Origin of the sequence: Flavobacterium bizetiae, from assembly GCF_024271895.1 — a bacterium.
GTDB classification, from domain to species: Bacteria; Bacteroidota; Bacteroidia; order Flavobacteriales; family Flavobacteriaceae; genus Flavobacterium; species Flavobacterium bizetiae.
The window spans coordinates 1,674,956-1,689,007 of record NZ_CP091861.1 but is presented as its reverse complement, the minus strand read 5'-3'; the positions used below and the strand labels follow the sequence as shown (position 1 = coordinate 1,689,007).

Genomic DNA, 14,052 nt, shown 5'->3' with positions numbered 1-14,052 from the left:
AATGTACTTTTGAATTAAATATTTAAGAACACTTGAAAAAGAATTCCACAAAAATAACAGCATTTATTCTAATAGCAACATTTATTTGCGGTTGTAATGCTGTAAAAAGAGTTCCAGATGGAAAAAACCTTCTTGTAAAAAACACAATTCTCGTAAACGGAAAGGCTACGAACGATGAAATAGCGTCTAATCAGATGTATCAAAAACCAAATGGTACTTTGCTTGGGTATCGTTTGCGTTTAAACTTATACAACTTAGCCAACTTAAATCCGGATTCTACTTATCAGGCAAAATTTAAAAATCATCCTGGTTTATACGAACGTCAGGCAAAAATATTATCAGCAAAGCAAGTAGATCGTCTTGGACAATCTTTTCTTTATAAAGGTATTCATGAATTCCTTAGAAGTACAGGAGAACCTCCTGTTGTTATTGATACCGCAAAAACAAAAAAATCTCTTTTACGTTTAAAATTCTATTACTTTAATAATGGTTATTTTAATGTAGCAACTGATTATAGTATTGATAGTGTTGCCAGAAAAAAAGCCAAAATAAATTATCTTATTACAACTGGTCCGGCCTATACTTTAGATACGATTAAAACTAATATCAAGACTCCTGCTCTGGATTCTTTATACAGAACCAACAATGAGCCTTCATTTTTAAAATCCGGAAAACAATATAAAACTGCTGATTTTGAAGATGAAAAAAATCGACTTACTACCTATTTTAGAAATCACGGAGCTTATTTCTTTCAACCCACTTATGTTACTTTTGATATTGACACCATTGGTAAAAAGAATAAAGCTGACGTAACTTTAATCGTTAACAACAACAATATTCAGGAAAGAGATTCAAGCAGAACGGAGCCTTTTAAATTATACAAAATAAGTGATGTTAACATTTACACAGACTATTCTGCTGCAAATGCAAAAACAAAAATAACAGACAGTACAACGTACAACAACTTTAATTTGTACAGTCACAAAAAATTAAAATACAAACCTCGCGCTATTACTGATGCCGTTTTCATCAATAAAGGAGGTGTTTTTTCTGACACGAGAACAACACTTTCTTCAAGGTATTTAAATAACTTAAAAATCTTTAACTACCCTTCGATTCAATACGAAGTCGACAAACGCGACTCAACGGCACAATCTTTAATTGCAAATGTTTATTTGACACCCAGAAAGAAATATAGTTTTGGCGCTTCGCTTGACGTAACTCACTCTAATATTCAGGATTTTGGTATTGGAGCCAGTATTTCTGAAACGATTAGAAATGTATTTAACAGAGCTGAAACACTTGAAATTTCGGCGCGTTTAAATGTAGGTTCGTCAAAAGATATGGCCAATCCTAACGATAATTTCTTTAACGTATCTGAATATGGTCTTGATTTAAAACTGAACTTCCCGAGGATTCTATTGCCTTTTGGAACGGAGAAAATTATTCCAAAAAGGATGATTCCTTCTACAAGTATTGCTGCAGGTTTCTCTAAACAACGGAATATTGGTTTAGATAAAGAAAATTTCACAGGAGGTATTGCTTACAATTGGTCTCCAAAACGAAATAACACCGCAAAACTTGAATTGCTTAATGCACAATTTGTACGCAATTTAAATCCAAGTAACTATTTCAGGGTTTATACTTCTTCATATAATGAATTAAATAACATTGCAGGAACTTACAATACTGTACCAGGCAATATTGACAATGATGGAAACTTAACAATTCCCGATGGAGCAAATAACTTTACGAAAGAAGTATTAGCCGACCAAACTGTATTAAGACCAGGAGATGCAGAATATAAAGACGTACAAAGCATAGAAGAAAGAAGAATTCGTTTGACAGAAAATGATTTTATTCTAGCAACAAGTTATACGTTTACCAAAACCACTAAAAAGGATCTTGCTGATAATACTTTTTACCAGTTTAAAACCAAAATAGAATCTGCAGGTACTTTATTATCTGCTATTTCAAGCATTGCAAAACTTCCTGAAAACTCGAGAGGTAACTACGAAATTTTCAACTTAGAATATTCAGAATACATTAAAACCGAATTTGATTATATCAAACACTGGGATTTTGGAAAAGAAAAAGTATTGGCCGTGAGAAGCTTTTTCGGGATAGCCATTCCGTTTGGTAATTCAGATTACATTCCGTTCTCACGAAGTTATTATTCAGGAGGTTCAAATGATAACCGCGCATGGCAACCTTACTCTTTGGGTCCGGGAAGCACGAACGCTGCAAACGATTTTAATGAGGCGAATATGAAGATTGCATTGAGCGCAGAATTTCGTTTTAAAGTTTTTGGAGATGTGAAGGGAGCGATCTTCGCAGACGCCGGAAATATCTGGAATGTGCTCGATAATGTCATCGACGAAAAGGCAAAATTTAACAACGTAAACGATTTAGCTGAAATTGCTTTAGGATCAGGATTTGGTTTACGTTACGATTTAAGCTTTTTTGTTATTCGTTTAGATTTAGGCTTTAAGACTTATAATCCGGCGCATGAGAAGGGAGACCGTTGGTTCAAAGAATACAATTTTGGCCATTCGGTTTTAAATTTTGGGATAAATTATCCTTTCTAATGCTAATTAATTCTTATTTTTGCAACCTAAAAACTAAAAACAACTAAAAAAAATTACAATGGCACACAATATTAAACCCGGAGTAGCTACAGGAGATCAAGTACAGGAAATTTTTAATTATGCAAAAGAAAAAGGTTTTGCTTTACCAGCAGTAAACGTTACTGGGTCTAGCACAATCAATGGAGTTCTTGAAACTGCAGCGAAACTAAATGCGCCAGTTATTATTCAATTTTCAAACGGAGGAGCACAATTTAACGCTGGAAAAGGATTATCTAACGCTAACGAGAAATCAGCAATCGCTGGAGGAATCGCCGGAGCAAAACACATTCATACTTTGGCAGAAGCTTACGGAGCTACCGTAATCTTACATACTGACCACTGTGCAAAAAAATTATTACCTTGGATTGATGGTTTATTAGATGCTTCTGAAAAACATTTTGCAGAAACAGGAAAACCATTATTTAGTTCTCACATGATCGATTTGTCTGAAGAGCCAATCGAAGAAAACATCGAGATCTGTAAAGAATACCTGGCTAGAATGAGTAAAATGGGAATGACATTAGAAATCGAACTTGGTATTACAGGTGGTGAAGAAGATGGTGTTGACAATTCGGATGTTGACAGTTCTAAATTATACACTCAACCAGAAGAAGTAGCTTACGCTTACGAAGAATTATCTAAAATTAGCCCTAAATTTACAATTGCAGCTGCTTTTGGAAACGTTCACGGTGTTTACAAACCAGGAAACGTAAAATTAACTCCAAAAATCTTAAAAAATTCTCAGGATTTCGTACAAGACAAATTCAAAACTGGTGCTAACCCGGTAGATTTCGTTTTCCACGGAGGTTCAGGTTCTACACTTGAAGAAATTAGAGAAGCTATTGGATACGGAGTTATCAAAATGAACATTGATACAGATTTACAATTTGCATATACTGAAGGAATTCGTGATTATATGGTTAAAAACATTGACTATTTAAAAACTCAAATTGGTAACCCAGAAGGTGCTGATGTTCCTAACAAAAAATACTATGACCCAAGAAGATGGGTACGTGAAAGCGAAGTGACATTCAATACAAGACTTGAGCAAGCTTTTGCTGACTTGAATAACGTAAATACACTTTAAATTTTAGACTTCTGATTTTAGATTTCAGACTTCTAAAAAAGCCTGAAATCTAAATTTTGAATCAGATTGAAAAATCTAAAATTTAAAATCTACATTCTAAAATTAAAAAAATGGCTTGGTTTAAAAGACAAGAAAAAGGGATTACGACTGCGACCGAAGATAAAATGGACGTTCCTAAAGGATTGTGGTACAAATCTCCTACTGGAAAAATTATTGATGCTGACGAATTAGCCAGAAACTTATTTGTTAGTCCTGAAGATGATTTTCATGTTAGAATTGGAAGCGCAACCTATTTTGAAATTTTATTCGACAATAATGAATTTGTTGAATTAGATAAAAACATGACATCAAAAGATCCTTTGCATTTTGTGGATACAAAAAAATATGCAGAAAGATTAAAAGATGTAATGGAGAAAACTCACTTAAAAGACGCTGTGCGTACCGGAGTGGGAAAATCTAAAGGAAAAGAACTTGTTATCTGCTGTATGGATTTTGCCTTTATTGGCGGATCTATGGGAGCTGTTGTTGGAGAAAAAATTGCCAGAGGTATTGATCATGCGATCAAAAACAAATTACCTTTTGTGATGATTTCTAAATCAGGTGGAGCTCGTATGATGGAAGCTGCTTATTCGCTAATGCAATTAGCTAAAACATCAGTAAAATTAGCTCAGTTAGCTGAAGCTAAATTACCATACATTTCGCTTTGTACAGATCCAACTACCGGAGGAACAACTGCATCATATGCAATGTTAGGAGATATTAATATTTCTGAGCCTGGAGCTTTAATTGGTTTCGCTGGTCCTCGTGTTGTTCGCGATACTACAGGAAAAGATTTACCAGAAGGTTTTCAAACTGCTGAGTTCTTATTAGAACACGGTTTCTTAGACTTTATCACGCCAAGAAAAGAATTGAAAGACAAAATTAATTTGTATATCGATTTGATTCAAAATAATCCTATTAGATAGTTTTAAACTTCTAAAAATATAAAAAATCCCATTGCTCCGGCAAATGGGATTTTTTTATATCTTTATTTTAAATCCATCTTTTATGACAAGACTTTTTCTTGGTTTTATAATTTGTTCTCTTCTTTTGAATTGTAATAGGAAAGAAGAAAAGATTGTTGAGAAAAACAAATCTTACATTATCTCTTATGAAGATGAAAAACTTGAAAAATATTACGATTCATTAGCAGTACCTCCTCCATCGACAAAAGGATTTTTCTATGGAGAAAGCCAATTAATAATTGACAAAAAAGGAAATTTTTATTTTTATCAAAAAAGATATTTCCTTGAATTTTGTAGTTATGGCAGTGGAAAGGACACACTCCCTCATTTTCTTGACTTACAACCAAAAGACATTGTCAAAATTCCGAAAAAATGTCTAAACGATTTTCTATCAGAAAACATTTTAACAAAAGAGAAAAGGAGACAAATTTTAGTAATAGGCTCACAAAGCGATACGATTAAAACCCCTTACTTTTTGGATTTTTTAAAAAGCAACATTATACAAACGTACTACATAAGAAGAACAACTCAAGAGGAAGATACTGTTTTAAAATACAAAACCAATAGTGATTACTATTACTCTGATTCCATTAAATGGGATCGAAGCAAAATTAAGTTTCGAAATAAGAACTAAAAAAAATCCTGAGAAAAATATTTCTCAGGATTTTTTTCATATCATATATTTTCATAAAAAGTAAGTTGAAATTATTTAGCTAAAGCCAAATAAAACTCAACACAAAAAACTTAGAAACTTAGCACCTTAGAACCTTAGCTACTTCAAAGAAGCCATATCAATTACAAAACGATACTTAACATCACTTCTATTCATACGGTCGTAAGCTTCATTAATATACGCCATATCTATAATTTCAACATCTGATGTAATATTGTGTTCAGCGCAATAGTCCAGCATTTCCTGAGTTTCTTTTATTCCTCCAATTAAACTTCCTATAATACTTCTTCTTTTCATGATCAGAGTAAAAACAGGGATTTCTGCGGGCGCCGGCGGAGCACCAACTACAATCATGGTTCCGTTTGTCGTTAATAAATTCAAATAGGCATTATGATCGTGTTTTGCTGAAACAGTATTCAAAATAAAATCGAAACTATTCGCTAAAGATTCCATTGTTGCAGGATCTGAAGTTAAAGCAAATTTGTGCGCTCCTAATTTTTTAGCATCGGCTTCTTTTGAAGGAGAATGACTTAACATCGTAACTTCAGCACCAAATGAAACGGCAAATTTTACCGCCATATGTCCTAAACCACCCAAACCCAAAACCCCAACTTTATGACCTTTGCCTACTTTTAAATATCGTAATGGAGAATAAGTTGTAATTCCGGCACATAATAGTGGCGCAACTCCTTTTATATCCAATTTTTCAGAAACATGAAGCGTATAGCTTTCATCAACGATGATACTGGTCGAATATCCTCCACGAGTTGGAATATTAGTTCCTCTTTCTACACTATTATACGTTCCTGTCATTCCTTCATCGCAAAATTGCTCCTCGCCTGACTTACAACTCGGGCAAACTCTGCACGAATCGACAAAACAACCTACACCAGCTAATTCTCCAACTTTAAATTTAGAGACTTCGCTACCAACAGCAACAATTCGGCCTACAATTTCATGTCCGGGAACTAAAGGATAATCAACAGGTCCCCAATCGCCTTTTGCGGTATGAATATCTGAATGGCATACGCCACTATACAAAATTTCTATCTGAACCTGATGAGCACCAACTTCTTTTCTTTCAAACGTATAAGGTTTTAACGGATTTTCAGCATCATAGGCTGCATAAGCTTTTACTGGTATCATTTTATTGTTTTTTTGAATTAAGCTATTAAAATTACAATAAAATTCAACATCAAAGTAAAAATTGAAGTGGCAATGGTTCTTTTTTATTTAGGATTAGTTTTACATTCCCGTTCTAATCGCTTCGACCGGATCTAATTTCGCTGCTGAAATTGCCGGAAGAATTCCTGAAATTACACCCACCAAAATTGACAATCCTGCCCCGATAATGATATTCCAGAAACTTAGAACAAATTCAAAATCTAATAAATTAGTTAAAAGTATCGACATCAGCCAGACAATCAACAAACCAATCATCCCACCTATCAAACAAAGTATAACAGCTTCAAATAAAAACTGAAATAATATAAAACGATTTTTTGCTCCTAACGATTTTTGGATACCAATTAAATTTGTTCGTTCTTTTACAGAAACAAACATAATATTCGCTACACCAAAACCTCCTACTAAAAACGAAAAGAAACTTATAAATATTCCTCCAAATCTCAAACTTCCAAGAATTCCATCCACAAAATCAGTAAAACCGGAAAGTACATTAATAAAGAAATTATCAGACTCCCCTGCTTTCATTCCGCGAATCGCACGTAGTTTCTGCGCAACTTCGGCTTTATAAGCCTCCATATCTACTCCCTTTACAGGCTTTAAAACAATAACCGGGGTCATTGCGTCACTGTCACCGTACATTCGGCGTAAAAAATTGGTTGGTAAATAAACCGATGTATCATTACTGTCGCCAAAAAAACCAGCACCTTGTTTTTTAATTACACCAATTACAGTAAAACGCTGTCCGTATAAACGAATATTTTTTCCAATAGGATCGCTGGTTCCAAAAAGTCCTTCGGCTATATCATAACCCAGAACGATAACGGCGCTTCCTGAATTTGATTCAGATTCAGTATAAAATCTTCCTTTATCAAAACTCAACCCTTCAATATCGACCATTTCGCTGGAAGATGGTACTATATTAACATCACTAACGGTTTTTGAATCGTATTTTAAAGTTTCATGTTTTACAAAAAGCTGGTAAGCGACCTGATCTGTATTATTAAGTGAATTTTTTAAACTTATATATTCGTCGTATTTTACATTTGGGAATTGCTCTCTTTTCCATTGTGGAATTTCAGAAGGCCCGAAGCAATATTTCATCAAATAAATCGTATTCTTATCTAAGCTGCTCAAGTCTTTTGAAATCTTTCTGTCTAAAGAATCTACTGCTGCCAATACTGCAATAATCGAAAAAATACCAATAGTAACACCTAAGAGTGATAATAAGGTACGCAATTTATTATTCCTCAAAGCGTTTATAGCAAAGCGGAAACTTTCTTTTAATAACCTTAGATAAACCAGCATATACGTGTATTTTTCATGAAAGTAAAATTCAATAAATTAAAATCAAAATCCTAATAAAAGTTAACTTACTCATCAGTAGATTTTTTTAGCATAATGTTACACTAATTTTCTTTAAATTAATATATAAAAAAACTACTTTTGCAGTCTGAAAAATCATAACTACACAATGAGCACAACTAAAACAATACAATCAGCATTAATATCTGTTTTTTCTAAGGATGGACTTGAGCCAATCGTTAGAAAATTACATGAGCAAAACGTAACACTTTATTCGACTGGAGGAACTGAAGATTTTATAAAAAATCTTGGAATTCCTGTAGTTCCTGTTGAAGATATTACTTCATTCCCTGAAATTCTTGGTGGAAGAGTAAAAACTTTACACCCGAAAATTTTTGGAGGAATCTTAAACCGTCAGGATAACGAAAGTGATGTTCAACAAATGAAGGAATTTGACATTCCTCAGATTGATCTGGTTATTGTTGATTTGTATCCATTTGAAAAAACGGTTGCTTCAGGTGCAAGCGAACAGGATATTATTGAAAAAATTGATATTGGTGGAATTTCATTGATTCGTGCCGGTGCAAAAAATTTCAAAGACACTGTTATTGTAGCTTCGGTTAACGAATACAGCTTGCTTTTGGATTTAATTACAGAGCAAAACGGAGCAACAACTCTTGAAAACAGAAGATTATTTGCTACAAAAGCGTTTCACGTTTCATCTCACTATGATGGTGCGATTTTTAATTATTTTAATACTGATGAAACTATCTACAAAGAAAGCATTGCAGATGGTCAGGTTTTAAGATATGGAGAAAATCCTCATCAAAAAGGTTTCTTTTTTGGAGATTTTGATGCGATGTTCAAAAAAGTTCACGGTAAAGAATTATCATATAATAACTTATTAGATGTTGATGCTGCTGTAAACTTAATCAACGAGTTTAAAACTGACGGACCAACGTTTGCTATTTTAAAACATAACAATGCTTGTGGTTTAGCTTCAAGAAAAACAATTAGCGAAGCTTATTTAGCTGCTTTGGCTTGCGACCCAACATCTGCTTTTGGTGGAGTTTTAATTGCAAATACTAAAATTGATTTAGCTACAGCACAGGAAATCAATAAATTATTCTGTGAGGTAGTAATTGCTCCAAGTTATGATGATGATGCAATTGCAGTTTTACAAGAAAAGAAAAACAGAATTATATTAGTTCAAAATGAAGTTGAATTACCTTCAAGACAAGTAAGAACATGTCTTAACGGTTTGTTAATTCAGGACAGAAATAATATTACAGATACTAAAGAGCATTTAAAAACCGTTACCATTACTGAGCCAACCGCTCAGGAAATAGAAGACTTAATATTTGCTTCAAAAATTTGTAAAAACACAAAATCAAATACGATTGTTTTTGCAAAAAACGGAACATTAATTTCTTCAGGTACTGGCCAGACATCAAGAGTTGATGCTTTGGTACAAGCTGTAGATAAAGCTAAAGCTTTTGGATTTGATTTAACCGGTGCTTCTATGGCAAGTGATGCATTTTTCCCATTTCCGGATTGTGTAGAATTAGCTAAAAAAGCAGGAATAACAGCTGTAATTCAGCCTGGAGGTTCAATAAAAGACGAATTAAGCATAAATTATTGCAACGAAAATAATCTTGCAATGGTATTTACAGGAACACGTCATTTTAAACATTAATTTGTTTAACTTTGTTCAAAATAATTTATAACATTTTAAACCCCTAAAAAACTTATGGGATTTTTTGATTTCATGACCGAGGATATTGCGATAGACCTTGGTACCGCAAACACTTTAATCATACATAATGATAAAGTTGTTATTGATAGTCCGTCAATCGTTGCACGTGACAGAATATCAGGCAAAATCATTGCTGTTGGTAAAGAAGCCAATATGATGCAAGGTAAAACGCATGAAAATATCAAAACCATAAGGCCTTTGAAGGACGGTGTTATTGCTGACTTTGATGCTTCGGAAAAGATGATCAACATGTTCATCAAAAGTATTCCTGCATTGAAAAAAAGAATGTTTACTCCAGCCTTAAGAATGGTAGTATGTATTCCGTCTGGTATTACCGAAGTGGAGATGCGTGCTGTAAAAGAATCTTGTGAAAGAGTAAACGGAAAAGAAGTTTACCTAATTCATGAGCCGATGGCAGCAGCAATTGGTATTGGTATCGATATTATGCAGCCTAAAGGAAACATGATTGTTGATATTGGAGGTGGTACTACAGAAATTGCAGTTATTGCATTAGGTGGTATTGTATGCGACAAATCTGTTAAAATTGCAGGTGACGTTTTTACAAATGATATCGTTTATTATATGCGTACTCAACACAACCTTTTTGTGGGAGAAAGTACTGCTGAAAAAATAAAAATTCAAATTGGAGCCGCTATCGAAGATTTAGATGGTCCGCCAGAAGATATGTCTGTTCAGGGTAGAGATTTACTTACCGGTAAACCTAAACAAGTTGATGTTTCTTATAGAGAAATTGCAAAAGCATTAGACAAATCGATTCAGCGTATTGAAGATGCGGTAATGGAAACATTATCTCAGACTCCTCCGGAATTAGCTGCAGATATCTACAACACTGGTATTTATTTAGCTGGTGGTGGATCTATGTTAAGAGGTCTTGACAAACGTATTTCGCAAAAAACAGATTTACCTGTTTACATTGCAGAAGACCCGTTAAGAGCTGTAGTTCGTGGAACCGGAATGGCTCTTAAAAACATTGCAAAATTTAAAAGCATCTTAATTAAATAAGATTCAACCAATAATAAATATATTTTATAAGAGTTAAATTAATTGAATTTGACTCTTATAAAATTTGAAACTTAATAGCATATCCTGAAACAAAATAACCAAACAAGAAATGCAGCAAATTTTTAATTTTATTATAAGAAACAGTAATCGATTGCTGTTTTTGCTGCTTTTAGGCATTTCGTTGGCTCTCACAATTCAAGCGCATTCTTTTCATAGAAGCAGAGTAATCAGCTCGGCTAATTTTTTAAGCGGAGGCGTTTATGAAAAAATCAATCATATTAATGAGTATTTGAATTTAAGAACCGAAAATGACGAGCTTGTACTTGAAAACGCGAGATTAAAAAGTCTTCTATTCAACAAACAAGATACTGATACTACAAAAGTACCTTTAGCAAATAACGTAAAAGGAGTAAAACCTGCAGATATCATTGTTTCAAAAGTAATTCACAATTCATACAATACGCACGAGAACTATATCACACTAAATTCGGGATCAAACGAAGGAGTTAAACAAGATATGGGAGTAATTAACAGTTTGGGAATTATTGGTGTAATCGATAATACTTCGCCAAGATACTCAACAGTGGTAAGTATTTTGAACATGAAATCGCACATTAATGCCAAATTGAAAAAATCAAATCACTTTGGTTCTTTAACGTGGGATGGAAAAAGCACAGGATTTGTTCAGTTAGAAGATGTACCTAGATTAGCTTCTATCAGAAAAGGAGATACAATTGTTACCGGTGGTCAATCTGTAATTTTTCCGGAAGGAATCAATATTGGTACTGTTTCTAAAATTTACATTAAAAAGAATACTAGTTACTATGTTATAGACGTTAAACTATTTAACGACATGACAAACTTAGGGCACGTTTACATTATCAAGAGTAAGGACAGAGAAGAACTTATTAATTTAGAAAAAAAGGAGAAAAATGAATAGCGCTGTATTAGGCAATATTTTTCGATTTATTATTTTACTAGCAATTCAGATTGTTATCTTCAATAATATGAATTTTTTAGGGTACATAAGTCCCTTCCCATACATCCTATATATTATTTTGTATCCGGTAAACAGTAACAGAGCAGGTTTAATTTTCTCTAGCTTTTTACTAGGGCTTACAATGGATATGTTTTGTAATTCAGGCGGAATTCATGCAACAGCCTGCGTTATCCTTGCCTACTACAGACCTTATATTTTTAAATTCTCATTTGGACTGAGTTACGAATATCAAACTATTAAACTAAATGATTCATTAACACCTGAAAGGTTTTCATTTATTTTAGTATCTGTTCTATTACATCACATTGTATTATTCGTACTAGAAGCATTTCAATTTAAATTTATTTGGGACATTTTACTCCGAACATTATTTAGCTCAATATTCACAATAATTACCTCAATTATCATAATTTACCTTATTAAGCCCAATAAACGATGAGAAAAATTCTGCTGCCCTCTTTAATTATCGTTGCAGCATCTTTGCTAGTGATGAGGGTATTTTATTTGCAAATTATAGACGATTCTTTTAAATTAAAATCAGAAAATAATGCAATAAAGAAGCTATATGACTATCCCGAAAGAGGCTATATTTATGACAGAAACGGAAAATTATTAGTTGCCAATCAGGCTTCTTATGATATCATGGTTATCCCAAGAGAGATCAAAGAAGATCTTAATATTAATGAATTTTGCACTTTATTAAATATTACCAAAGAAGATTACGAGAAAAGAATTGCCAAGGCTAAAGTATACAGCCCAAGACTTCCTTCTGTATTTTTATCTCAATTAAACAAAAACGAATTTGCTGCTTTTCAGGAAAAAATCAGAAAATATGAAGGCTTCTATTTCCAGAAACGTTCTCTTCGTGATTACGAAGTAGATTACGGCGCCAATATTTTTGGTTTCATTACTCAGGTAAACGAAAACTTAATTAAAAAGAACCCTTATTATAATAGTGGTGATTTAATTGGTAAACAGGGCGTTGAAGAAAGCTACGAAGATGTTTTACGCGGTATAAAAGGTGTAAAATACATTCAAAAAGACAAATACAATAGAGAAATTGGTTCTTATAAAGAGGGTAAATACGACACTATTGCCGTTGCCGGAGAAGATATTAATTTAAGTATTGATGCTGAACTTCAAAAATACGGAGAAGAATTAATGATCAATAAAAGAGGTGGAATTGTTGCTATTGAACCTAAATCAGGTGAAATCCTAGCATTAGTTACTGCACCTTCTTATGATCCGGGTATTTTGGTTGGTAGACAAAGATCTAAAAACTATACACTTTTATATCACGATTCGATTGCAAAACCATTATATGACAGAGGACTTTTAGCAGAATATCCTCCTGGCTCACCTTTTAAAATCTTAACTGGTTTAGTTGCACTGCAAGAAGGAGTTGTTAACGAACAAACAACTTTTATGTGTCACCACGGATTTAGTTATGGTGGTGGACGTTTTATGAAATGTCACGGTTTTGGACCTCATCAATTACATAACGGAATTTACCTTTCCTGCAACACCTACTTTGGTCAGGCATATATGTTAACCATTAACAAATATAAAGATCCAGGGAAGGCGGTTGATGTTTGGAGTGATCACGTAAAAAGTTTTGGATTAGGGCAATTTATGGGTTATGATTTACCAACAGGTAAAAGAGGAAATATTCCAACTTCTAAAACCTATAAAAAAATCTATCCTAATGGAGGCTGGAGAAGTTCAACAATTGTATCGAATGCTATTGGCCAGGGTGAGGTTTTGATGACACCTATTCAATTAGCAAATATGATGGCAACTGTTGCGAATCAAGGGTATTACTATACACCTCATATCATTAAGAAAATTGAAGGTAAAAAAATCGATTCTAAGTTTACAACAAAACACGTTACTACAGTTGATCAAAAATATTTCCCACCGGTTATTAGTGGTTTATTTGATGTTTACAATAAAGGTACAGCCGCTTCACTTAGAGTAAATGGAATTGATATTTGCGGAAAAACAGGTACAGCAGAGAACTTTGCTAAAATTAACGGCAAAAGGACACAGCTTAAAGACCATTCGATATTTGTAGCATTTGCGCCAAAAGACAATCCGAAAATTGCAATCGCAGTTATGATTGAAAACGGAGGTTTTGGAGCAACAGTTGCAGGACCTATTGCAAGTTTGATGATCGAAAAATATTTAAGAAAAAAAATCACCCGAACCGATTTAGAAATTAGAGTTTTAAACAAGAGTCTTGCAGGTGAATATGCTAAGTTAGGTGGAATGAACGCAGCAAGCGCAATTGAATCGACTCCTAAAGACTCGGTGATGAGAGCTAAAATGATAAAACAAAAAGTAGACATTAAACCTACACCTGTAGACACCACTAAAGAAAACTAACAATATT

11 protein-coding genes are annotated in these 14,052 nt (G+C 33.5%); 9 read left to right on the top strand and 2 right to left on the bottom strand.

Annotation, left to right across the window (positions count from 1 at the left end; translation table 11 throughout):
- The first annotated feature begins 32 nt into the window (after nucleotides 1–32).
- From tamL to L0669_RS07530, 4 genes are all read left to right on the top strand, one after another.
- Nucleotides 33–2,588, top strand: coding sequence for a translocation and assembly module lipoprotein TamL (gene tamL / locus L0669_RS07545; RefSeq protein WP_263762482.1), 2,556 nt, complete (start codon nucleotides 33–35; stop codon nucleotides 2,586–2,588).
- Nucleotides 2,589–2,646: 58 nt separating this feature from the next.
- Entirely contained in the window at nucleotides 2,647–3,714 is a 1,068-nt protein-coding gene (gene fbaA / locus L0669_RS07540) for a class II fructose-bisphosphate aldolase (protein WP_173970873.1), read from the top strand.
- A gap of 110 nt (nucleotides 3,715–3,824) precedes the next feature.
- Complete coding sequence (accD, locus tag L0669_RS07535) at nucleotides 3,825–4,679, top strand: acetyl-CoA carboxylase, carboxyltransferase subunit beta (RefSeq protein ID WP_173970872.1); 855 nt, start codon at nucleotides 3,825–3,827, stop codon at nucleotides 4,677–4,679.
- 82 nt (nucleotides 4,680–4,761) lie between these two features.
- Nucleotides 4,762–5,352: a hypothetical protein gene (locus L0669_RS07530; protein ID WP_263762480.1), complete on the top strand. Its 591-nt coding sequence runs from the start codon at nucleotides 4,762–4,764 to the stop codon at nucleotides 5,350–5,352.
- A gap of 138 nt (nucleotides 5,353–5,490) precedes the next feature.
- On the opposite strand, the gene L0669_RS07525 is transcribed toward L0669_RS07530, so the two are convergent.
- Nucleotides 5,491–6,537, bottom strand: a complete 1,047-nt coding sequence (locus L0669_RS07525) for an NAD(P)-dependent alcohol dehydrogenase (RefSeq protein ID WP_232067356.1) — start codon at nucleotides 6,535–6,537, stop codon at nucleotides 5,491–5,493.
- A 99-nt stretch (nucleotides 6,538–6,636) separates the two neighbouring features.
- A complete protein-coding gene (locus L0669_RS07520) occupies nucleotides 6,637–7,884 on the bottom strand; it encodes an ABC transporter permease (protein ID WP_173970870.1) in 1,248 nt (415 codons plus the stop codon).
- A 166-nt stretch (nucleotides 7,885–8,050) separates the two neighbouring features.
- Between L0669_RS07520 and purH the strand changes: the two genes are divergently transcribed.
- The 5 genes from purH (at nucleotide 8,051) to mrdA (ending at nucleotide 14,045) form a co-directional block, all read left to right on the top strand.
- Nucleotides 8,051–9,577, top strand: coding sequence for a bifunctional phosphoribosylaminoimidazolecarboxamide formyltransferase/IMP cyclohydrolase (gene purH / locus L0669_RS07515; protein WP_263762478.1), 1,527 nt, complete (start codon nucleotides 8,051–8,053; stop codon nucleotides 9,575–9,577).
- Nucleotides 9,578–9,631: 54 nt separating this feature from the next.
- Nucleotides 9,632–10,660: a rod shape-determining protein gene (locus tag L0669_RS07510; protein ID WP_007804822.1), complete on the top strand. Its 1,029-nt coding sequence runs from the start codon at nucleotides 9,632–9,634 to the stop codon at nucleotides 10,658–10,660.
- Nucleotides 10,661–10,769: 109 nt separating this feature from the next.
- Nucleotides 10,770–11,600 carry a rod shape-determining protein MreC gene (gene mreC, locus L0669_RS07505; protein WP_263762476.1) on the top strand — a complete coding sequence of 277 codons (831 nt, stop codon included), beginning with the start codon at nucleotides 10,770–10,772 and terminating at the stop codon, nucleotides 11,598–11,600.
- Nucleotides 11,593–12,099: a rod shape-determining protein MreD gene (locus L0669_RS07500; RefSeq protein ID WP_263762474.1), complete on the top strand. Its 507-nt coding sequence runs from the start codon at nucleotides 11,593–11,595 to the stop codon at nucleotides 12,097–12,099. The genes mreC and L0669_RS07500 overlap by 8 nt, the downstream gene beginning before the upstream one ends.
- Nucleotides 12,096–14,045, top strand: coding sequence for a penicillin-binding protein 2 (mrdA, locus tag L0669_RS07495; protein WP_263762472.1), 1,950 nt, complete (start codon nucleotides 12,096–12,098; stop codon nucleotides 14,043–14,045). Before L0669_RS07500 ends, mrdA begins: the two co-directional genes overlap by 4 nt.
- Nucleotides 14,046–14,052 lie beyond the last annotated feature (7 nt).